Consider the following 21,549-nt stretch of genomic DNA (forward strand, 5'->3'; position numbering starts at 1 on the left):
CCTAACGGAGTAACCAGATGAACGCCCTAGAAAAAAACATCGCTGACGTGAAATTCCAGACCGCGCCGCACTTCCCGATCTACATGGACTACTCGGCCACCACGCCGATCGACCCGCGCGTCGCCGATGCGATGATCCCTTACCTGCGCGAGCAGTTCGGCAATCCGGCCTCGCGCAGCCACATGTACGGCTGGACCGCGGAAAAGGCGGTGGAAGAGGCGCGCGGCCACGTGGCGGCGCTGGTCAATGCCGACCCGCGCGAAATCATCTGGACCTCGGGCGCGACCGAATCGAACAACCTGGCCATCAAGGGGGCGGCGCAGTTCTACAAAACCAAAGGCAAGCACATCATCACCGTGAAGACCGAGCACAAAGCCGTGCTGGACACCGTGCGTGAACTGGAGCGCCAGGGTTTTGAAGCGACCTACCTGGAGCCGCAGGACAACGGCCTGATCACCATCGAGCAACTGACCGCCGCCATCCGTCCGGACACCATCCTGATCTCGGTCATGCTGGTCAATAACGAAATCGGCGTGATCCAGCCGATCGACCAGATCGGTGAACTGTGCCGTTCGAAAGGCATCATCTTCCACTGCGACGCCGCGCAAGCGACCGGCAAGGTGGTGATCGACCTGCAAAAGACCAAGGTCGACCTGATGACCTTCACCGCCCACAAGACCTACGGTCCGAAAGGCGTCGGCGCGCTGTACGTGTGCCGCAAGCCGCGCGTGCGTATCGAAGCGCAAATGCACGGCGGCGGCCACGAGCGCGGCCTGCGTTCGGGCACGCTGCCGACCCACCAGATCGTCGGCATGGGCGAAGCCTTCCGCCTGGCCAAGGTCGAGATGGACAGCGAAATCGCCCGCATCAAGGCGCTGCGCGACCGTCTGGCCCAAGGCCTGCAAGAGATCGAAGAAACCTACATCAACGGCGACATGGAACACCGCGTGCCGCACAACCTGAACGTGAGCTTCAACTACGTTGAGGGGGAATCGCTGATCATGGCCGTGAAAGACCTGGCCGTGTCGTCCGGGTCCGCTTGTACTTCGGCCTCGCTGGAACCATCTTATGTGTTGCGCGCCTTGGGCCGCAGCGACGAACTGGCGCACAGCTCGATCCGTTTCACCATCGGCCGCTTCACCACCGAAGCCGATATCGACTTCGCGATTGAGCTGATGAAGTCCAAGGTCAACAAACTGCGTGAACTGTCGCCGCTGTGGGATATGTTCAAAGAAGGCATCGATATCAATTCGATCCAATGGGCAGCCCACTAAATTATTGAAGATACAGGAGCATCAAAATGGCTTACTCGGATAAAGTACTGGACCACTACGAAAACCCACGCAACGTCGGCGCGTTTGAAAAAGGCGACGACAGCGTCGGCACCGGCATGGTCGGCGCGCCAGCTTGCGGCGACGTGATGAAGCTGCAAATCAAGGTGGGCGCGGATGGCGTGATCGAAGACGCCAAGTTCAAAACCTACGGCTGCGGTTCGGCGATTGCATCAAGCTCGCTGGTGACCGAATGGGTCAAGGGCAAAACCCTGGATCAGGCGCTGGCCATCAAGAACACCCAGATCGCCGAAGAACTGGCCCTGCCGCCAGTGAAGATCCACTGCTCGATCCTGGCGGAAGACGCCATCAAGGCAGCTGTTCAGGACTACCAGAACAAGCACGCAGCAGCATAATCGTCATTCCGGCGTCCGCCGGAACGACAACGGAGAATCAAATGGCAATCACCCTGACCGAAAAAGCAGCGAAACACATCAACCGCTACATCGAACGCCGCGGCAAGGGCATCGGTCTGCGCTTTGGCGTGCGCACCACCGGCTGCTCGGGCATGGCCTACAAGCTGGAATACGTGGACGAAGTGACCGCGGAAGACAGCGTGTTCGAATCGCACGGCGTGAAAGTGTTCGTCGATCCGAAAAGCCTGCCGTACATCGACGGCACGGAACTGGACTTCGCGCGCGAAGGCCTGAACGAAGGCTTCAAGTTCAACAACCCGAACGAGAAAGACGCTTGCGGTTGCGGTGAAAGCTTCCGCGTCTGACACGTCATGCAGAATCACTTTGAACTGTTCAACCTGTCCCAGCAGTTTGCCGTAGACGCGGCGGCGCTCGACAGCGCCTACCGCGACGTGCAGAGCCGCGTCCATCCCGACAAATTCGTCAGCGCCACCGACGCCGAAAAGCGCGTCGCCATGCAATGGGCCACGCGCGCCAACGAAGCCTACCAGACCCTGAAAAATCCGCAGAAGCGCGCGCAGTACCTGTGCGAGCTGAATGGCGTTGATTTGCAGACCGAGTCGAATACGGCCATGCCGATGGCCTTCCTGATGCAGCAGATGGAGTGGCGTGAAGAGCTGGGCGACGCCCGCGCCGCCAAGGATAGCGACGCGCTGGAAGCGCTGGACGGCCAGCTACGCCAGGCCCGCAAGCAGCAGCTGGCGCAGATCGAACAGCACCTCAACGCCGGTGATTTCCAGGCCGCCGCCCAAGGCGTGCGTGCGCTGATGTTCCTCGAAAAATTTGGCGAAGAAGTCCGCTTCGCCTTTGAAGCAATCGAAGCATAACACTCCGGGGTCAGGTCCGCCATTTCTACACGAGCACGGCCGTAAGAGGGCGCTAGCGCTGAGGCCGTGTAGAAATGACGGACCTGACCCCGGATTAAAGGTATTAATACATGGCACTTCTGCAAATTTCCGAACCAGGCATGTCTACTGCACCGCACCAGCACCGGCTGGCGGTCGGGATTGATCTGGGCACCACCAATTCGCTGGTGGCGACTGTGCGCAACAGCATTCCAGAAGTGCTGAACGACGAAGATGGCCGCGCGCTGCTGCCGTCCGTGGTGCGCTACCTGTCGAACGGCCATGCCAACATCGGCTACAAGGCGCAGGCTGCGCAGACCACCGATCCGAAAAATACCATCGTCTCCGTGAAGCGCTTCATGGGCCGCGGCCTGGCGGATATCGCTTACGCCGAGAACCTGCCGTACCAGTTTGTGGATGGTCCCGGTATGGTGCAGCTGAAAACCATCGCCGGCGTAAAGAGTCCGGTGGAAGTGTCGGCACAAATCCTGGCCACGCTGCGCCAGCGCGCCGAGGATTCGCTGGGCGATGATCTGGTGGGTGCGGTCATCACCGTGCCTGCATACTTCGACGACGCACAGCGCCAGGCGACCAAGGATGCCGCGCAGCTGGCCGGCCTGAACGTGCTGCGCCTGCTGAGCGAGCCGACTGCGGCGGCGATCGCCTACGGTCTGGATAACGGTTCGGAAGGCATTTACGCCGTCTACGATCTGGGCGGCGGCACCTTCGATATCTCGATTCTGAAACTGAGCAAGGGCGTGTTTGAAGTGCTGTCCACCGGCGGCGATTCCGCGCTGGGTGGCGACGACTTCGACCACCGCCTGTTCTGCTACATCCATCAGGAAGAAAAACTGGCGCCGCTGTCGGACGAAGACACCGCGCTGCTGATGGTGAAAGCACGCGAAGCCAAAGAACTGCTGTCGACCAAATCCGAAGTGATCGTGGACGCCGCGCTGAAATCGGGAGAGCAGGTGCACATCACCATCACCGCCGAGAAGTTCCAGGAGATCACCAAGCATCTGATCGAAAAGACCATGAAGGCCATCAAGAAAGCGCTGCGCGACGCCAATGTCGATGCGGACGATGTCGATGGCGTGGTCATGGTCGGCGGCGCGACGCGCATGCCGCACGTGCATCGTGCGGTGAGCGAATACTTCCACACCACGCCGCATGCGAACATCGATCCGGACAAGGTGGTGGCGCTGGGTGCGGCGATCCAGGCCAATCTGCTGGCCGGCAACCGCGCGCCGGGCGACGACTGGCTGCTGCTGGATGTGATCCCGCTGTCGCTGGGCATCGAGACCATGGGCGGCCTGGTGGAGAAAATCATCCCGCGTAACTCGACCATCCCATGCGCCCGCGCGCAGGAATTCACCACCTTCAAAGACGGCCAGACCGCGCTGGCGGTACACGTGCTGCAAGGCGAGCGTGAACTGGTGGCCGACTGCCGTTCACTGGCGCGCTTTGAGCTGCGCGGCATTCCGCCGATGGCCGCTGGCGCGGCGCGCATCCGCATCACGTATCAGGTGGACGCGGATGGCCTGCTGTCGGTGTCGGCGCGCGAGCTGCGCTCCGGCGTCGAGTCGTCCATCACCGTCAAGCCGTCGTATGGCCTGGGCGATGACGACGTCGCGCGTATGCTGCAAGACTCGCACGCCTCGGCGGCGGTCGACATGCAGGCGCGCGCGCTGCGTGAAGAACAGGTGGAAGCAGAACGCATTCTGCTGGCCACGCAAGCCGCGCTGGATGAAGACGCCGCGCTGCTGTCGGATGAGGAGCGCAGCGCTGTCGATGCCCTGATGGCCAGGACGCGCGAAGTCGTAGCCCAGTCGCAAACCGGCGCGGCCGATCATCAGGCGGTAAAAGCGGCGGTCGAAGCGCTGGCCCACGGCACCGAAGAATTCGCATCGCGCCGCATGGACCGCAGCGTGCGCAGTGCACTGGCGGGCAAGGCGCTGGATCAAGTAGTGTAACGTCGTCCCGGCGAACGCCGGGCGGTCCGCCGTTGCGGGCCATGCTAAATTAATACAATCGCGTCCCTATGGATTCCCGCTTTCGCGGGAATGACGGGGCCAACAAAAGAGCCTGAACATGCCACAAATCGTATTCCTCCCTCACGCCAAACTGTGCCCGGACGGCGCCGTTGTTGAAGCCCCTGCCGGCAAAACCCTGTGCGACGTCATGCTGGACAATGACATCCACATCGAGCACGCGTGCGAGAAATCCTGCGCCTGCACCACCTGCCACGTGCTGGTGCGCGAGGGCTTCAATTCGCTGAACGAAGCCAGCGAAACCGAAGAGGACCTGCTGGACAAGGCCTGGGGCCTGGAAGCCGTGTCGCGCCTGTCGTGCCAGGCCGTGGTGGCGGATGAGGACCTGGTGATCGAAATTCCGAAGTACACCATCAATCACGCAAGCGAAGGCGGGCACTGATATGAAGTGGACTGACATCACCGCGATTGCGGAAGCGCTGTACGACAAGTACCCGGACGTCGATCCGGCCACCATCCGCTTCACCGATCTGCACAACAAGATCATCGAGCTTGAAGAGTTCGACGACGACAAGTCGCGCGGTGGTGAAAAGGTCCTTGAAGCAGTTCAGCAGGCGTGGATCGATGAAGCAGCCTAAGAAGCCGGTCCAGAAGATCGGCGCCATTGTCACCAGCGCCGACAACATGCCGGAAATCCGCGAAGGGCAGACCGTAGCGCTGCTGCAGGAACTGCACATCCTCACGCGCGACGGCAAGATGAACCAGGACAGCCGCCGCAAGCTGAAACAGGTCTATCACCTGTACCAGTTCATCGAGCCGCTGCTGAAAGAGGTGCTGGAGTCCAAGGACAACGTCACCTTGGTGGACCATGGCGCCGGCAAGTCCTACCTCGGCTTCATCATCTATGACCTGTTCTTCAAGGCGCTGCAAAACTCGCATATCTACGGCATCGAGACGCGCGAAGAGCTGGTGGCGCGTTCACAGGAACTGGCGCAAAAATTCAACTTTCCCGGCATGTCCTTCCTGCCGCTGTCGGTGGCCGAGTCCACCGAATCCAGGCTGCTGCCGGAGCAGATCGACGTCGTCACTGCGCTCCACGCCTGCAACACGGCCACCGATGACGCCATCCAGTTCGCACTGAAGAAGAAGGCCAGGCACATTGTACTGGTGCCGTGCTGCCAGGCCGAAGTGGCTTCGGTGCTGAAGAAAAACAAAGGCCAGTCGCTGGGTAAATCCGCGCTGACCGAAATCTGGCGCCACCCAATTCACACCCGTGAATTCGGCAGCCAGATCACCAACGTGCTGCGTTGCCTGCAGCTGGAAGCGCATGGCTACAGCGTCACCGTGACCGAATTGGTAGGCTGGGAGCACTCGATGAAAAATGAGCTCATCATCGCTACCTACAAAAACCTGCCGCGCAAGCGTCCGGCCGAGCGCCTGAAGGAAGTACTGGAAACCGTGGGCCTGCAAGAGATGAGCGCCCGCTTCTACGCAGAAGAAGAGGTGGCATGATGGAATGGCTCGACCTGCGCAGCGACACCGTTACCCGCCCCAGCGCCGCCATGCGCGCGGCCATGAATGCCGCCGATGTGGGCGATGATGTCTACGGCGACGACCCCACCGTCAATCGCCTGCAGGAATATGCCGCCGATTTGTTCGGCTATGAAGATGCGGTGTTCGCGCCATCCGGCACGCAAAGCAATCTGCTTGCGCTGTTGGCGCACTGCGGCCGTGGTGATGAATACCTGGTTGGCCAGGAGGCGCACACCTACCGCTACGAAGGCGGGGGCGCCGCGGTACTGGGCAGTATCCAGCCGCAGCCGATCATCAATCAGGCCGACGGCAGCATTGCGCTGGCCGATATCGAGTCTTACATCAAGCCGGACGATTTTCACTTCGCGCGAACCAGGCTGCTGGCGCTGGAGAACACCATCAACGGCCGCGTGCTGCCAATGGAGTATGTGCAGCAGGCGACGACACTGGCACATGGGCGCGGCCTGTCGACGCACCTCGACGGCGCGCGTGTTTGCAATGCGGCGGTGAAGCTGGGCGTGAGCCCGCGCGATATCGCCAGGGGCTTTGATTCCATCTCTGTCTGCCTGTCCAAAGGACTGGGCGCGCCGGTGGGTTCGGTCCTGCTGGGCACCAAGCCGTTCATCAAGGAAGCCAAACGCTGGCGCAAGATGCTGGGCGGCGGCATGCGCCAGGCCGGCGTCATCGCGGCCGGCGGCTTGTACGCGCTGGAGCACAACATCCCGCGCCTGCAGGAAGACCACGACAACGCCGCTTACTTCGCCGGCGAACTGGCGAAGATGAAGGGCCTCAAAGTCAGCACCCCGCAGACCAATATCTTCTACGTCGACATTCCGCAGTTCGTCATGCAAGGCCTGAGCGACGTGCTGGAACTGACGCGCATCCGCGTCTCCATGTCGCAGCGCCTGCGTATCGTCACGCATATGGACGCCAGGCGTGAAGACATCGACCGCGCCATCACCGTGTTTGGAGACTTCTTTGGATAACGACGATACCATACGCCTGAACAAGCGCGTGGCCGAAGAACGCGGTTGCTCGCGCCGTGAGGCTGAGCTGTACATCGAAGGCGGTTTCGTCAGCGTGGATGGCGAGATCGTGGAAGAAGTGGGCGCGCGCGTCACGCCGGAGCAGCAGGTCACCATCGCGGCCGACGCCACGCTGCTGGAGATCACGCCGGTCACCATCCTGCTGCACAAGCCTGCCGGCGCGGCGCAGCCGCTGCACCTGCTGAAAGCCGACACCCTCACGCGCACGGCGCCGGGCAAGCGCTTCCTCAAGCGTCACATCACGGGGCAGGAGCAGATGGTGCCACTGGACGCCAAGGCCAGTGGCCTGGTGGTGTTCACGCAGGACTTCCGCGTCAACCGCAAGTTGAGCGAAGACGCGCTGGAACAGGAAATCATCGTTGAAGTCGCGGGCCAGATCATCGAAGGCGGCTTGCAGCAGCTGAATCAGATCAACGGCAAGGTAAGCTGGCAGAACGAAACGCGCCTGCGCTTCGCCATGAAGAATGCCAAGCTGGGATTGATTGAAAAGCTGTGCAAGGAAGTGGGTCTGAAAGTGCTGTCCATGAAGCGCATCCGTGTGGGACGCATCTCCATGGCCAGCCTGCCGGTAGGCGAGTGGCGCTACCTGCAGGATTACGAGAAGTTCTGATTACTTCCCAACTTGCGACAGGATGAAGGCATAAGTATCCGCCGCCTCCGCATCCTGTTGCGCGCGCGTCGAGCCCATGCCGTGGCCGGCGTCAAAATCCACCCGTAACAACACAGGCTTGCCGCTGGCGGTCGCCGTTTGCAGACGCGCGGCCATCTTCGCCGGATGGAAGGGCGCCACGCGTGGATCGGTCACGCCGGTGGTCAGCAGCACGGCCGGATACTTCGTCCCGTCCACCACTTGCTGATAGCTGTCGATGCTCTTCAAAGCCTTGAAGCCGGCGGGATCGGCAATCGCACCCCATTCAGGTTCTTCACCGTAGCCATTCTGCTCCGCCACGTAGCGCAGCGGGTTGTGCCAGCCCACGCCTGATACCACAGCCGCAAACAGGTCCGGACGCTCTTCCAGCGCGCGGCCCATGGTGATGCCGCCGGCTGAACGTCCGCCGATGGCCTGATACGCTGGCGAGGTGTAGCCCTTGGCCTGCATGTCCTCGCACACGGCGATCAGGTCGCGCCAGGTATTCGGCTTGTTTTCCAGTTGGCCGGCGCGATGCCACTCGCGTCCGAACTCGCCGCCGCCGCGCACATTGGCGTAACCGACCACCGCACCCTGATCCACCAGTGCCAGCAGACGGTTGGCAAACGCCGGGGTGTAGGCCGCCGAGCCGTAGCTGCCGTAAGCCGAGATGAAGGCCGGATTTTTACCATCCAGCTTCAAGCCCTTTTTGTAGATCAGGCTATATGGAATCTGCGTGCCATCCTTGGCGGTGGCGAAGCGGCGCTCGGTGGTGTATGCGCTGACGTTGATCGATGGCTTGGGCGTGATGCCGGTGTCGGCCAGTTTGCCATCCGCGCTCACCGACCAGATGGCCGCAGGCTGCAGCCAGCCGGTGAAGATGATCAGGGCCCCCGGCGTATTGCCGTCGGTGTCCAGCGCGCGCAGCGTGCCGTCGAAGGGCAGGGCAATGTCGGCCACTTTGCCGTCGGCGCCCAGGCGTTGCAGCCTGCTGATGCCGCCGTCCATGGCGCGGATGTACAAGCCATCCCTGGCGCGCGTGACGCCTTGCAGCACCAGCGTCGACTCAGGCACCACTTCCTGTGCGCTCGCCAGCGATGGCGCCGACGCCGAGGTTTTCAACAGGCGTCCGCGCGGATGCTGACGATTGGACAGCAGATACAGGTCATCGCCCTGCAGATTGAAGTCGGTCACCTCGTCGGCAAAGTCTGCCGCTTGCCGCCATTTGGCCTTGCCGCGCAAGACGTCCTGCAGCGGCGCGGTGTAGAGTCGCTTCTCCTTGCGTACATCCGCCAGCAACAGCACGGCGACGTCCGATTGCGTGGAGGCGATCACATAAGGCGCCTGGATCTTGTCGTACTGGATGGCTGCATCCAGGCCGCGCTTCATCAGCACGGGATCCCTGGCCGGGTCACCACCCAGTTTATGGAAGCGCACTTGCGAGTCGAGGTAACGCTCGGGCGTGTTCACTTTGCCGGTCAGCTGGTTGTAAAAGAAGCCCGAGCTGTCTGCCAGCCAGCTTGGATCGCCGGCCTGCGTGTCGGGGATGCGTTCTTTCAGCACGGTGCCACTGCGAACGTCCATGATGTGCAGCACCGAGTCCTCGCTGCCGTCCCTGGACAGGCCGTACACCAGCTTGCTGCCGTCCGGCGAAGCGCGCCACCAGTCCAGCGAGACGTGGCTGGTTTTGGTATCGAGCTTGGTCGGATCGACCAGCACGCGGTCCTTGCCGCCTTCGCGCACGAACAGCTTGAAGTTGTTGGACCCGACCGGGCGCTGCAGGTAGAACAGGCGTGCGCCAGCCTTTTGCACGTCGGAGGGGCTGGCGATGTCGCCGGACAGTTGCTGGATGCGCTTCAGCAGTTCCTCGCGCTTGGGCAGCACGTCCAGCACCGCGCGCGCGTGGGCGTTCTGCTGTTTGAGGAAGGGCAGCCAGTCCGGGTCCTTGTCGTTCTCCATCCAGCGATAGCGGTCGGTGATGGTCTCGCCAAAGTAAGTGTCGGTGACGGCTTCGACGCGGGCGACGGGAGCGGGCGGGATGTCGGCGGCGGCGGCCGCGCAGGTGGCGAGCAGCAGCAGCGCGCCGTAAATGGCAGGTTTCATTTTCGGTCCTTCATGGCGGAAAAGCATATTCTGCCATGAAAGATTGTGAAAATTACACTTTTCTTTTCTTTTCCGGCGGCGGCAGCTGAATCAGGCGGGTGCCGGCCAGTTTGTCGTGCAGGAACTGGCGGTCCTTGTCGAACCAGGCCGTCAGCGACCACAGCAGGATGCCGGCAAAAATGGCGCCCAGCGCCTGCCAGCGATGCAGATCCAGCAGCAGCGCCACGATCAGTGCCGGCAGAATCCACATCCAGCTCAGCAGATAGCGCAGCGCTGCCGCGCGCGTGGAGACCGCATTGCCGTTCTTGCACAGCAGCTTCATGCGCCAGGTTTTCATCGCCAGCGTCTGGCCGTCGCGGCTCCACTGGTGGATGAAGTAGCAGCCCAGCACCACGAAGGCCAGCGCCTGCCGCATGTGCTCGACCAGCGGCGTGTGGCTGGCACGGGTGACAAACTCAAATACCAGAAACGGCAGGAACAGCACGGCAAAGCCGAGCAGGGATTCATACACCATCGAAATCAGACGGCGCTTGATGGTCGGGTTATTTGACATCGGCAGGGGCCGGCTGGGCAGGTGGGGTGGGGCCGGTCGGCACCGGCGTCACATTGGAGGCGTTCGGCAGCGGCACGTTTGGATCAGCCGGCGGCACCACCGGCGGCACTACCGGTGTCGCCACGCCGGGCGAGCTGGTCGGCGCCGCCGGCCTGATCGGCGCCACGGTGGCAGCCTTGGCCTGCGCAGGCGTCGGCAGATTGGCCACCTGCTTCTTGGTGGCCGGCTTGGCCGCCAGTTCCTTCTTCTGCTCGTCCGGCAGCTGCTGGTACGATTCCCACGACGTCGATTTTTGCGCCGGGTTCAGCTTTTGCGCGCGGGCATACGCCTGGCGCACCTGGCGGCGCTCTTCCGGCGTCATGCGCACCCACTCGCGCATGCGCTCCTGCACGCGCACCTGCTCATCCGGCTTCATTTTGGCGTAGCGCTTGGCGATGCCCAGCCACTTCTGCTTGCGCACCGGCTCCATGGTGTCCCATTCGCCGGCCAGCGGTTCCAGCGCCTGCTGCTGGGCCGGCGACAAATTCTTCCACAGGACTTTTTCCGGCGCGATGGCAGCCTTGCCGGTGACCGCGGCCACTGGCGCCTTCACCAGTTCCGGCGCATCCGGGCGACTGGCGACCCATGCCGCGCCCGCTGCTGCTACCGCTACCACCGCTGCTCCTGCGCCCAGTCTGGCGCGACCGCTCCATGCCATGCCGTTACTCGCTTTGCGACAGATAAGCGTTGAAGCCGTGGTCCAGATAGGCGTCCAGCGGCAGCTCGTCCGACAGCACCGCGGCGTCGATTTCGGCCAGATCGGCAATGCGCTCCTGCTGCTCGTACTGGTAGATGCCGACCAGGCCGATCACCAGGGCCAGCGCCGGCACCGCCATGCTGACCCGGCCCAGCCAGGCAAACTGCGAGAAGAAGCCGCTGATGCCGCCGCCGGCGACCGCCAGCTCGGCCTTGGTGACGCGCACCGACAGCGGCTGCTCGACGTGGGCTTTCTTGCGGGCGAGCGCCATCTGGCGCGCCTGGGCCAGGCGGTCTGTGGTCGAGGCAGGCAGCTCGTCCAGCTTTTCATTGAGCGCGTGGCGCACTTTGTAAGCGAAGTTCAGATCGTCGGTGTTCATAATTTAATTCCCTTGGCTTGCAGCGCCTCGGCCAGCGCGTGAGTTGCTCGTGAGCAATGCGTTTTGACGCTGCCTTCTGAGCAGCCCATTGCCTCGGCCGTTTCGGCCACATCCATATCCTGCCAGTAACGCATGAGGAAGGCTTCGCGTTGACGCGCGGGCAGTTTTTGCACCTCCGCATCGATGATGGCAAGCACTTGCTGGCGTTCGACCTTGTCGGCGCCCGATTCGGCGGCCTCGGTGCCGGCTTCGGCGGCATACGATTCGAGTATATCAAAGTCCTCATGCTCGTCGCCGGCGGGGCCCATGCCGGAAAACAGGCTGACCCAGCTGTTGCGGACCTTTTCGCGGCGGAAATAGTCGAGGATGGTGGTTTGCAGGATGCGCTGGAACAGCATCGGCAGCTCGGCGGCCGGCTTGTCGCCGTATTTCTCGGCGAGCTTGATCATCGCGTCCTGCACGATATCGAGAGCGGATTCGTCCTTGCGTACTGCGTAGACGGCTTGCTTGAAGGCCCGGCGTTCGACGTTTTCGAGGAAGTCGGATAATTCTTTGTCTGTGGCCATGCGTCGGGATGTTTTGAACTGTGGCGCATGCTAGCAAAAAACCTCCTGTTTTGCATGGTTTTACGTCAAAAACCATCAATTTCCAAATTATCCCTTGCTGAAAAGGGCATGGCAGTGTTACCGTATGGGACGCTTTGAACAACCCCGAAGCTCTATGGTCTGGTCGCAGCAGGCACACAACGCCGCAATCGACACGACGCGCTTTCATTTAGTAGGCAGTTTGCTCTCGCCCACGCCACAAGCGTGAGAGGTATGCAACACCACTACGGAAAACCCGGCCAAACGAGAGTTTGCGCTAGCATCGCTTTGCACGTCACTACGGTTGGCGGAAGAGGCAGTGCGACCGCATAAATAAAGGGAAGCTGGGCAGAGCTGTAGCGGTATTCATACTTCGTCAGGACAGAGCATCCGATCAATCTCCTATGGACCTTGAAAGGAATGTTTCATGAATACCGAAGCATCTAGTTCACAACTTACGGGCGCAGAAATTGTCGTGCGCTGCCTGGCCGAAGAGGGCGTTGAACACGTCTTTGGCTATCCTGGCGGTGCCGTACTTTACATCTACGACGCCATCTTCAAGCAAGACAAATTCCAACACGTTCTGGTACGCCACGAGCAGGCCGCGATCCACGCCGCCGATGCTTACTCGCGCTCCTCGAACAAGGTCGGTGTTGCGCTGGTGACCTCCGGTCCGGGCGTCACCAATGCCGTGACTGGCCTGTCCACCGCCTACATGGATTCCATCCCCATGGTCGTGATCTCGGGCCAGGTGCCCAGCCACGCCATCGGCCAGGATGCCTTCCAGGAATGCGACACCGTCGGCATTACCCGTCCTGTGGTCAAGCACAATTTCCTCGTCAAGGACGTCAAGGACTTGGCAGAGACCATCAAGAAAGCCTTCTTCATCGCCCGCACCGGCCGTCCCGGCCCTGTGCTGGTTGACATTCCGAAGGATATCTCGATGCACAAAACGACCTTCTCGTACCCGAAAGAGGTCGAGATGCGCTCGTACAAACCGGTCGACAAAGGCCATTCCGGCCAGATCCGCAAGGCAGTCCAGCTGCTGCTGCAAGCCGAACGTCCGATGATCTACACCGGCGGCGGCGTGATCCTGGCCAATGCCTCGCCGGAACTGAACAAACTGGTCGACAAGCTGGGCTTCCCGGTCACCAACACGCTGATGGGCCTGGGCGCCTACCGCGCCAGCGACGACAAGTTCGTCGGCATGCCAGGCATGCACGGCACCTACGAAGCCAACATGGCGATGCAGAACTGCGACGTGCTGATCGCCATCGGCGCCCGCTTCGACGACCGCGTGATCGGCAACCCGAAACACTTCGCGACCAATCCGCGCAAGATCATCCACGTCGACATCGACCCATCGTCGATCTCCAAGCGCGTGAAAGTGGACATTCCGATCGTCGGCAACGTCAAGGACGTGCTGATTGAATTCCTGGCCCAGCTGGACGCGGCGGACGCCAAGCCGAACGCCCCTGCGCTGAGCAACTGGTGGAAGCAGATCAACGAATGGCGCGGCAAGGATTGCCTGAAGTACGCCTCGTCCGACCTGGTCATCAAGCCGCAAGCCGTGGTGGAAAAACTGTGGGAAGTGACCAAGGGCGACGCCTTCATCACCTCCGACGTCGGCCAGCACCAGATGTGGGCCGCGCAGTACTACGGCTTCGACAAACCCAAGCGCTGGGTCAACTCGGGCGGCCTGGGCACCATGGGTGTCGGCCTGCCGTACGCCATGGGCGTGCAGATGGCCAATCCGGAGGCCACCGTTGCCTGCATCACCGGCGAAGGCTCGATCCAGATGTGCATCCAGGAACTGGCGACCTGCAAGCAGTACCACCTGACGCCGAAGATCATCATGCTGAACAACCGCTTCCTGGGCATGGTGCGCCAGTGGCAGCAGATCGACTATGGTTCGCGCTACTCGGAATCCTACATGGATTCGCTGCCGAACTTCGAAAAGCTGGCCGAGGCCTATGGCCACGTTGGCATGCGCATTGAAAAACCGGGTGACGTCGATGGCGCGCTGCGCGACGCCTTCGCCATGAAAGACAAGCTGGTCTTCATGAACTTCATTACCGACCAAGGAGAAAACGTCTGGCCGATGGTGAAAGCCGGCAAGGGCCTCTCTGAAATGCTGCTGGGTTCGGAGGATCTCTAAATGCGACACATTATTTCTGTCTTGCTGGAAAACGAAGCCGGCGCGCTGTCGCGCGTGGTGGGCCTGTTCTCGGCCCGTGGCTACAACATCGAAACGCTGACCGTGGCGCCGACCGAGGACCCGACCCTGTCGCGCATGACCATCGTCACCACCGGTTCGGACGACATCATCGAACAGATCACCAAGCACCTGAACCGCCTGATCGAGGTGGTGAAAGTGGTGGACCTGACCGAAGGCCAGCACATCGAGCGCGAACTGATGCTGATCAAAGTGCGCGCGGTGGGCAAGGAACGCGAAGAGATGAAGCGCACTGCCGACATCTTCCGTGGCCGCATCATCGACGTCACCGAAAAGAGCTACACGATTGAACTGACCGGCGCCAAGAGCAAGCTCGATGCGTTTATCGATTCGATCGACCGCGCCTCCATCCTGGAGACGGTCCGTACCGGCGGTTCCGGCATCGGACGCGGCGAACGCATCCTCAAAGTTTAAGCACAGCTTACCCGGCTTCGTGCGCTTAGTACCTCACACTCAAAATACATAGGAATTATCATGAAAGTTTTCTACGACAAAGACGCTGACCTCTCCCTGATCAAAGGCAAAAACGTTGCCATCATCGGTTACGGTTCGCAAGGCCACGCGCATGCACAAAACCTGAGCGACTCGGGCGTCAACGTCACCGTCGGCCTGCGCAAAGGCGGCTCGTCCTGGAACAAGGTTGAGAAAGCCGGCCTGAAAGTGGCGGAAGTGAACGAAGCAGTGAAAGCCGCCGACGTCATCATGATCCTGCTGCCGGACGAAAACATCGCCCAGGTGTACAACGAAAACGTCGCCCCGCACGCCAAGCAAGGCGCAGTGCTGGCCTTCGCCCACGGCTTCAACGTGCACTACGGCCAGGTGCAGCCGCGTGCCGACCTGGACGTCATCATGGTGGCGCCGAAAGCCCCGGGCCACACCGTGCGCGCCACCTACACCCAGGGCGGCGGCGTGCCGCACCTGATCGCTGTCTACCAGGACAAGTCCGGCATTGCCCGCGACATCGCCCTGTCGTACGCATCGGCCAACGGCGGCGGCCGTGCCGGCATCATCGAAACCAACTTCCGCGAAGAGACCGAGACCGACCTGTTCGGCGAACAAGCCGTGCTGTGCGGTGGTGCGGTCGAACTGATCAAAGCTGGCTTCGAGACCCTGGTGGAAGCCGGCTACGCGCCAGAGATGGCCTACTTCGAGTGCCTGCACGAACTGAAGCTGATCGTCGACCTGATCTACGAAGGCGGCATCGCCAACATGAACTACTCGATCTCGAACAACGCCGAATATGGCGAGTACGTGACCGGCCCACGTGTGGTGACCGCGCAGACCAAAGAAGCCATGCGCCAGTGCCTGAAAGACATCCAGACCGGCGAATACGCCAAGTCCTTCATCCTGGAAAACAAAGCCGGTGCGCCGACCCTGATCTCGCGCCGTCGCCTGACCGCCGAGCACCAGATTGAAGAAGTCGGTGCCAAACTGCGCGCCATGATGCCGTGGATCGCCAAAAACAAAATGGTTGACCAGTCGAAGAACTAAACGGTTCCGTCCTCACGCAAAAAAGCCGGCTGGTGCCGGCTTTTTTATTTCTGCAACTGATAAGCAAGAATACCGAGCAGGATCAGGCAGGCGATGCCGAAGACCATGGTGAAGGCGCCGGAAATGACGACCTTGCCTTCGCTGCGGGTGTAGAAGACGGTTGAGCTATAAATGGCTTCTTTTGGCGTTTCCGCCCGGGCGCGGCCCAGCGAGACGATCGGAATGACGAACCTGCCGACGCCGTAGAACACGACCTCGAACAGCAGCGGCATAAAAAATTCCAGAATCGCCATCGCCAGCCTCCATGATGAGGTCGCATAATAGCAAGCTCCCCACCGCCATCAATTAGCCTACCCTTAAACCCCAATTCGGGGTCAGCTCTGACATTCGGACAGCTAGCGCTATCCTTTGATCCAGCTCAATACGCGAAAGTGCCGTCTTTTGCGTATTGAGATAGATCAAAGAATGGGTTCAAGTGTCCGAATGTCAGAGCTGACCCCGAATTTGTTACATATGGTCACTATGTCTTACAGGTATGGTTTGTAAATTCGGGTAAAGTGCGGCTTGTCGTAACTTTAACTTTGGAGCCCGTATGACTATCTTGAAAAACTTCGCTGCCGTTGCTGCCATCTCGTCGATCGCGCTGGCCGCGCACGCCGCTCCGACTGAATCCCTGCCGACTACCGGCACGCTGGTCGTGGTGCCGGCTTATGGCGAAGTCAGGCACGCCAACGACCAGGCCGTCGTTACGCTGGCAATTGAAGAACAGGACAAGGACAAGGCCGCCGCCGCTTCCCGCGTCAACGCAAAAATGAAGCAGGGCCAGGAGATCGTCAAGAAGGAAGATCCGCAAGCCAGCCTGAAAACCCAAGGCTATTACACGTATCCGGTCTATCCGGAAGAGCGCGTGCTGCCAAACGGTCAGCCGGTCAAGCAGCGCCTGCCGACCGCCTGGCGTGTCGGCCAGTATCTGGAAGTGACCACCACCAATCTCGATAAGCTGCCGAAAACCGTGGCCGCCGCCCAGAAAGTGCTGACCCTGAACGGCATCAACTTCGGCCTGACCCCGGAAACGACGAAAAAACTCGACGACCAGCGCATCGCTGCCACGTACAAGAATCTGAACGAGCGCATCGGTTTCATTGCCACCGCCATGGGCCGCAAGGTGGGCGACGCGGTGCTCGATACGGTCGACTTCGAAGGCTCGGGCAATTATGCCGAAGCCCGTCCGGCCGCCGCGCCGATGATGATGCGCATGTCCAAGGCCGCCGATAGCATGGAAGTGGCCGAGCCGAGCTTTGAGCCTGGCGAGACCACGCTGCAAATGCATCTGGTCGGCAAAGTCCGCTTCAAGTAATAACGCCCTTGGCGCCAGTGTTTGAGGTAAAGTTTGTTTTTATCTCAACACTGGAGCCCGCCATGAAATATCTTGCTGCTGCCGCCCTGGCAGTCTGCGTTTTCTCCGCCCAGGCCCAATCGCTGTCCACTGCCGGTACGCTGGTGGTGGTGCCGGCGTTTGGCGAGGTCAAGCGCGCCAATGATCAGGCCATCGCCACGTTCTCGGTAGAAGAGGTCGACAAGGACAAGGCCGCCGCCGCCTCGCGCGTCAATGCCAAGATGAAGCAGGGCCAGGAGATCGTCAAAAAGGCCGATCCCCACGCCGCCCTGAAAACCCAGAATTACTATACCTATCCCGTGTATCCGGAGGAGCCGCCGCTGCAGCCCGGCCAGCCGCGCAAGCCGCGCGTGCCGACCGCCTGGCGCGTGGGCCAGTCGCTGCAGGTGGTGACGCCCAACCTCGACAGCCTGCCCAGGACTGTGGCCGCCGCGCAATCCATTCTCAGTCTGAATAATCTGCACTTCAGCCTGACGCCCGAAACCACCCGCCAGCTGGAAGATCAGCGTATTGCCGCTACTTATCTGAACTTGAATGAGCGCATTACTTCCATCGCCAAGGCCATGGGCCGCAAGGTCAGCGATGCGGTGCTCGACACGGTGGATTTTGAAGGTTCCGGCAATTACGGCAACCGCGTTGAGGTCGGCGGATCGCGCATGGTGGCGATGGCTGCCGCACCGGCGCCGCCGCCCCCAGGCGTGACCGAGCCCAGTTTCGAACCCGGCGAAACTACGCTGTCGATGCGGCTGGTGGGCAAGGTGCGCTTCAAGTAAGCGACCGGCTCCTCTATAATGAGGGCGCAAACCAGATAACCAGAAACGGATCACTATGCCCAACTTCCCCCGCCGCCGTGCCAAGAACAGCGCGGCTCAAGCCAAGCTGCCCAAAACGTCGCGCTTCAGCCGTTTTGCACGCCGCGCCCGCGGAGAGGATCTGGACCGCCCGCGCCATCGCGGTATTTATCTGCTGCCGAATGCCTTTACCACGGCCGCGCTGTTCTGCGGCTTCTACGCCATCGTCATGGCGATGAATCAGAAATTCGAGCACGCCGCCTGGGCCATTTTCATCGCCATGGTGCTGGATGGTCTGGACGGGCGCGTGGCGCGCCTGACCAACACGCAGAGCGAGTTCGGCGCCCAGTACGATTCGCTGTCGGACATGGTGTCGTTCGGCGCCGCGCCGGCGCTGGTGATGTATGAATGGTCGCTGCGCGGCCTGGGCAAGCTGGGTTGGATCGCGGCATTCGTCTACTGCGCCGGGGCCGCGCTGCGCCTGGCGCGCTTCAATACGAATATCGAGGTGGTGGACAAGCGCTACTTCCAAGGCATGCCTTCGCCATCGGCCGCCGCGCTGATGGCCGGTTTCATTTTGATGATCCTGGATCTGGAGATGGACATCTCGGGACTGGAGATGGCCTGGGTATCGTGGGGCATCGCCATCTTCGCCGGCCTGACCATGGTCAGCAATGTGCCGTTCTACAGTTTCAAGGATGTGAATTTCCGCAAGCCGGTGCCTTTCATCGGCGTGTTCCTGATCGCGCTTGGCCTGGCGCTGATCGCGATCAAGCCGGCCGCCACGCTGTGGCCTTTGTTTGCGATCTACGGTTTGTCCGGCTATCTGGTCGCCGCGTGGCGCGCGGCCAAGGGCAAGAAGGTGAGCCTGATCCAGACCGAGATGGACAGCGACGACCCGAGCGAACGCCATTAACCACGGGGCGGTAGGCCCTGAGATTCAAGCAACGCAGCATCAGCCACGGAGCTATCATGAGCAACTCTTCCAACCGCCTTATCATCTTCGACACAACGTTGCGCGACGGCGAGCAATCGCCTGGCGCTTCGATGACCAAGGACGAGAAAGTCCGCATCGCCAAGCAGCTGGAGCGCTTGCGGGTGGACGTCATCGAGGCCGGTTTTGCTGCCGCATCGCCCGGCGACTTTGAATCGATCAAGGCGATTGCCACGGCGGTGCGCGAGTCGACCATCTGTTCGCTGTCGCGCGCCAATGACCGCGACATCGCCCGCGCTGCCGAGGCGCTGCTGCCGGCTGAACGCAAACGCATTCACACTTTCATCGCCACCTCCAAGCTGCACATGGAGGCCAAGCTGCGCATGCTGCCGGAACAGGTGCTGGAGCAGGCCCGCAATGCGGTGCGCTTCGCCCGCCAGCATACGGATGATATTGAATTCAGCCCGGAAGACGGCAGCCGCTCGGATGAGGATTTCCTGTGCCGCGTGCTGGAAGGCGTGATCGCGGAAGGCGCGACCACCATCAATTTCCCGGACACGGTCGGCTACGCGGTGCCGGAGCTGTTTGGCGAAACCATCCGCCGCCTGCGCGAGCGTATTCCCAATTCCGACAAGGCGGTGTGGTCGGTCCACTGTCATAACGACCTTGGCCTGGCGGTGGCGAACTCGCTGGCAGGCGTGGTGATTGGCGGTGCGCGCCAGATCGAGTGCACCATCAACGGTCTCGGTGAGCGCGCCGGCAACACGGCGCTGGAAGAGGTGGTGATGGCACTGCGCACGCGCGGCGGTTACTACAATCTGGAATGCGGCATCGATACCACGCAGATTGTGGCGGCGTCCAAGATGGTGTCGCAGATTACCGGCTTTGCGGTGCAGCCGAATAAGGCCGTGGTGGGCGCGAACGCCTTTGCGCACGCTTCCGGCATCCATCAGGATGGCATGCTGAAGTCGCGCGAGACCTACGAGATCATGCGCGCGGAAGATGTGGGCTGGACCGCGACCAAGATCGTGCTGGGCAAGCTGTCCGGCCGCAACGCCTTCAAGCAGCGCTTGCAGGAGCTGGGCATCGATCTGGAATCTGAGGCGGAGGTCAACGCCGCCTTCGCGCGCTTCAAGGAACTGGCCGACCGCAAGGTCGACATTTTTGACGAGGACATTCTGGCGCTGGTGTCGGACGAGCAACAGTCGCAGGAAAGCGAGTTTTACCGCTTTGTCTCGCTGGAACAGCGTTCGGCCAGCGGCGAGATGCCGACCGCCAAAATCGTGTTCAGCGTCGATGGCGAAGAACACGTCAGCGAAGGCCGCGGCGATGGTCCGGTCGATGCGACCGTCAACGCCATCGAAGGGGAAGTCGGCAGCGGCGCCGAGCTGGTGCTGTTCTCGGTGAATGCCATCAGCACCGGCACGCAGTCGCAGGGCGAAGTGACGATGCGCTTGTCGAAGGAGGGCCGCATCGTCAACGGCGTAGGCGCGGACCCGGACATTATCGTGGCGTCGGCCAAGGCTTACTTGTCGGCGTTGAATAAACTGCATTCGAAAATAGAGCGAGTGAATCCACAACCATGAGTAAAGATTTTGACGTTGTAGCGTTGGGCGAGGCGATGGTGGAGTTCAATCAGGCCAAGTCCAGCGAGCCTTTGTACCGGCAGGGTTTTGGCGGCGACACCTCCAATGCGGTGATTGCCGCCAGCCGTCAGGGCGCGCGCACCGCGTACCTGAGCCGTGTGGGTGAGGATCATTTCGGCCGCATGCTGCTGGATTTGTGGCAGGCCGAAGGTGTGGATGTCAGCGGCGTGGCGCGCGATGCGCAGGCGCCGACTGGTTTGTATTTCGTGAACCACGGCCCGTCGGGCCACGCGTTCAGTTATCTGCGCGCTGGCTCGGCGGCCAGCCGCATGCAGCCGCAGGCCATGGATCTGAGCGCGGCGCAGCGCACGCGCTGGTTCCACGTGTCGGGCATCTCGCAGGCCATTTCGGCCCATGCTTGCGATACCGTGTTTGCGGCAATTGAAGCGGCGCGCGCGGCGGGCGGCAAGGTCAGTTTCGATCCGAACCTGCGCTTGTCCCTGTGGCCCATGGCCCGCGCCCGTGCGACCATTTGCGCGACCATCGCACTGACGGATCTGTTCCTGCCTAGCCTGGATGAAGCGGTGACCCTGGCCGGCACGGATGACGTTCCGTCCATCTTTGCCTGGGCGCGAGCGCACGGTGCACGCACTGTGGTGCTGAAGGCCGGACCATCCGGCGCATGGTACGCGGAGCAGGGCGCCGAGCCGCAATTGGCCGCGTCGCGCGCAGTGCAAGCGGTGGATGCCACCGGCGCCGGCGACTGCTTCGACGGCTCGCTGCTGGCGCGTCTGGCGGCCGGCGACACGCTGGCGGACGCAGTGCGTTACGCGAATGCCAGCGCCGGCCTGTCGACGTTGGGCCATGGCGCGGTGGCGCCGATTCCGACGGCGGCACAAGTACGGGCCGCGCTGGGCTGATACTTCGGTCTGCGCCTAAGCATTGGTGGCGTTGAATAGCTATTCTGGTG

The 21,549-nt window shown here is 61.5% G+C and carries 24 protein-coding genes; 18 read left to right on the top strand and 6 right to left on the bottom strand.

All coding sequences use genetic code 11. The annotated features are described in order from the left end of the window. Window positions 1–17 precede the first annotated feature (17 nt). The 10 genes from ABDW57_RS13260 to ABDW57_RS13305 all read left to right on the top strand — a co-directional run bounded on the left by ABDW57_RS13260 (window position 18) and on the right by ABDW57_RS13305 (window position 7,772). Window positions 18–1,274, top strand: a complete 1,257-nt coding sequence (locus ABDW57_RS13260; RefSeq protein WP_343730666.1) for an IscS subfamily cysteine desulfurase — start codon at window positions 18–20, stop codon at window positions 1,272–1,274. 26 nt (window positions 1,275–1,300) lie between these two features. Next, window positions 1,301–1,687, top strand: a complete 387-nt coding sequence (gene iscU, locus ABDW57_RS13265) for a Fe-S cluster assembly scaffold IscU (protein WP_176644842.1) — start codon at window positions 1,301–1,303, stop codon at window positions 1,685–1,687. Between the two features lie 41 nt (window positions 1,688–1,728). Then, entirely contained in the window at window positions 1,729–2,052 is a 324-nt protein-coding gene (iscA, locus tag ABDW57_RS13270) for an iron-sulfur cluster assembly protein IscA (RefSeq protein ID WP_155467696.1), read from the top strand. 6 nt (window positions 2,053–2,058) lie between these two features. Then, entirely contained in the window at window positions 2,059–2,574 is a 516-nt protein-coding gene (hscB, locus tag ABDW57_RS13275) for a Fe-S protein assembly co-chaperone HscB (protein ID WP_343730667.1), read from the top strand. Window positions 2,575–2,684: 110 nt separating this feature from the next. Next, complete coding sequence (gene hscA / locus ABDW57_RS13280) at window positions 2,685–4,565, top strand: Fe-S protein assembly chaperone HscA (RefSeq protein WP_343730668.1); 1,881 nt, start codon at window positions 2,685–2,687, stop codon at window positions 4,563–4,565. 118 nt (window positions 4,566–4,683) lie between these two features. After that, complete coding sequence (gene fdx, locus ABDW57_RS13285; protein WP_155467712.1) at window positions 4,684–5,025, top strand: ISC system 2Fe-2S type ferredoxin; 342 nt, start codon at window positions 4,684–4,686, stop codon at window positions 5,023–5,025. Between the two features lies 1 nt (window position 5,026). Then, on the top strand, window positions 5,027–5,221 hold the full coding sequence (iscX, locus tag ABDW57_RS13290) for a Fe-S cluster assembly protein IscX (protein ID WP_343730669.1): 195 nt from the start codon (window positions 5,027–5,029) through the stop codon (window positions 5,219–5,221). 46 nt (window positions 5,222–5,267) lie between these two features. After that, window positions 5,268–6,095 carry an SAM-dependent methyltransferase gene (locus ABDW57_RS13295; protein ID WP_343730869.1) on the top strand — a complete coding sequence of 276 codons (828 nt, stop codon included), beginning with the start codon at window positions 5,268–5,270 and terminating at the stop codon, window positions 6,093–6,095. Continuing rightward, window positions 6,092–7,102 (top strand): low-specificity L-threonine aldolase, encoded by a 1,011-nt coding sequence (gene ltaE / locus ABDW57_RS13300; protein WP_343730670.1) that lies wholly within the window; start codon window positions 6,092–6,094, stop codon window positions 7,100–7,102. Before ABDW57_RS13295 ends, ltaE begins: the two co-directional genes overlap by 4 nt. After that, a complete protein-coding gene (locus ABDW57_RS13305) occupies window positions 7,095–7,772 on the top strand; it encodes an RNA pseudouridine synthase (protein WP_343730671.1) in 678 nt (225 codons plus the stop codon). Before ltaE ends, ABDW57_RS13305 begins: the two co-directional genes overlap by 8 nt. Here the strand turns inward: ABDW57_RS13305 and ABDW57_RS13310 are convergent, their stop codons facing one another. From ABDW57_RS13310 to ABDW57_RS13330, 5 genes are read right to left on the bottom strand one after another with little or no spacing between them, the layout of a single operon-like run. Next, the gene (locus ABDW57_RS13310; protein WP_343730672.1) at window positions 7,773–9,893 is read right to left on the bottom strand and encodes a prolyl oligopeptidase family serine peptidase; all 2,121 of its coding nucleotides are present in this window, start codon (window positions 9,891–9,893) and stop codon (window positions 7,773–7,775) included. Window positions 9,894–9,945: 52 nt separating this feature from the next. Then, complete coding sequence (locus ABDW57_RS13315; RefSeq protein ID WP_343730673.1) at window positions 9,946–10,446, bottom strand: RDD family protein; 501 nt, start codon at window positions 10,444–10,446, stop codon at window positions 9,946–9,948. Beyond that, window positions 10,436–11,143 carry a DUF3106 domain-containing protein gene (locus ABDW57_RS13320; RefSeq protein ID WP_343730674.1) on the bottom strand — a complete coding sequence of 236 codons (708 nt, stop codon included), beginning with the start codon at window positions 11,141–11,143 and terminating at the stop codon, window positions 10,436–10,438. The genes ABDW57_RS13315 and ABDW57_RS13320 overlap by 11 nt, the downstream gene beginning before the upstream one ends. 4 nt (window positions 11,144–11,147) lie before the next feature. Next, entirely contained in the window at window positions 11,148–11,561 is a 414-nt protein-coding gene (locus ABDW57_RS13325) for a DUF3619 family protein (RefSeq protein WP_343730675.1), read from the bottom strand. Beyond that, window positions 11,558–12,127: an RNA polymerase sigma factor gene (locus ABDW57_RS13330; RefSeq protein ID WP_343730676.1), complete on the bottom strand. Its 570-nt coding sequence runs from the start codon at window positions 12,125–12,127 to the stop codon at window positions 11,558–11,560. The genes ABDW57_RS13325 and ABDW57_RS13330 overlap by 4 nt, the downstream gene beginning before the upstream one ends. Window positions 12,128–12,572: 445 nt before the next feature. Between ABDW57_RS13330 and ABDW57_RS13335 the strand changes: the two genes are divergently transcribed. Genes ABDW57_RS13335 through ilvC form a run of 3 tightly spaced genes read left to right on the top strand, consistent with a single transcriptional unit; the run spans window position 12,573 to window position 15,872 of the window. Then, window positions 12,573–14,303, top strand: a complete 1,731-nt coding sequence (locus ABDW57_RS13335; RefSeq protein ID WP_343730677.1) for an acetolactate synthase 3 catalytic subunit — start codon at window positions 12,573–12,575, stop codon at window positions 14,301–14,303. Next, window positions 14,304–14,795 (top strand): acetolactate synthase small subunit, encoded by a 492-nt coding sequence (ilvN, locus tag ABDW57_RS13340; protein ID WP_155467747.1) that lies wholly within the window; start codon window positions 14,304–14,306, stop codon window positions 14,793–14,795. A 60-nt stretch (window positions 14,796–14,855) separates the two neighbouring features. Continuing rightward, the gene (gene ilvC, locus ABDW57_RS13345; protein WP_343730678.1) at window positions 14,856–15,872 is read left to right on the top strand and encodes a ketol-acid reductoisomerase; all 1,017 of its coding nucleotides are present in this window, start codon (window positions 14,856–14,858) and stop codon (window positions 15,870–15,872) included. A gap of 44 nt (window positions 15,873–15,916) precedes the next feature. On the opposite strand, the gene ABDW57_RS13350 is transcribed toward ilvC, so the two are convergent. Beyond that, window positions 15,917–16,165, bottom strand: coding sequence for a hypothetical protein (locus ABDW57_RS13350; RefSeq protein WP_343730679.1), 249 nt, complete (start codon window positions 16,163–16,165; stop codon window positions 15,917–15,919). A 299-nt stretch (window positions 16,166–16,464) separates the two neighbouring features. Here ABDW57_RS13350 and ABDW57_RS13355 point away from each other — a divergent pair, with 299 nt between their 5' ends. The 5 genes from ABDW57_RS13355 to ABDW57_RS13375 all read left to right on the top strand — a co-directional run bounded on the left by ABDW57_RS13355 (window position 16,465) and on the right by ABDW57_RS13375 (window position 21,499). Further along, on the top strand, window positions 16,465–17,229 hold the full coding sequence (locus tag ABDW57_RS13355) for an SIMPL domain-containing protein (protein WP_343730680.1): 765 nt from the start codon (window positions 16,465–16,467) through the stop codon (window positions 17,227–17,229). A 62-nt stretch (window positions 17,230–17,291) separates the two neighbouring features. After that, complete coding sequence (locus ABDW57_RS13360; RefSeq protein WP_343730681.1) at window positions 17,292–18,041, top strand: SIMPL domain-containing protein; 750 nt, start codon at window positions 17,292–17,294, stop codon at window positions 18,039–18,041. Between the two features lie 55 nt (window positions 18,042–18,096). Beyond that, entirely contained in the window at window positions 18,097–18,975 is an 879-nt protein-coding gene (pssA, locus tag ABDW57_RS13365) for a CDP-diacylglycerol--serine O-phosphatidyltransferase (RefSeq protein WP_343730682.1), read from the top strand. 56 nt (window positions 18,976–19,031) lie between these two features. Beyond that, a complete protein-coding gene (locus tag ABDW57_RS13370) occupies window positions 19,032–20,579 on the top strand; it encodes a 2-isopropylmalate synthase (RefSeq protein ID WP_343730683.1) in 1,548 nt (515 codons plus the stop codon). Next, window positions 20,576–21,499, top strand: coding sequence for a sugar kinase (locus ABDW57_RS13375; protein WP_343730684.1), 924 nt, complete (start codon window positions 20,576–20,578; stop codon window positions 21,497–21,499). The genes ABDW57_RS13370 and ABDW57_RS13375 overlap by 4 nt, the downstream gene beginning before the upstream one ends. Window positions 21,500–21,549 lie beyond the last annotated feature (50 nt).

The organism is Duganella sp. (assembly GCF_039595735.1).
GTDB lineage: Bacteria > Pseudomonadota > Gammaproteobacteria > Burkholderiales > Burkholderiaceae_D > Rugamonas.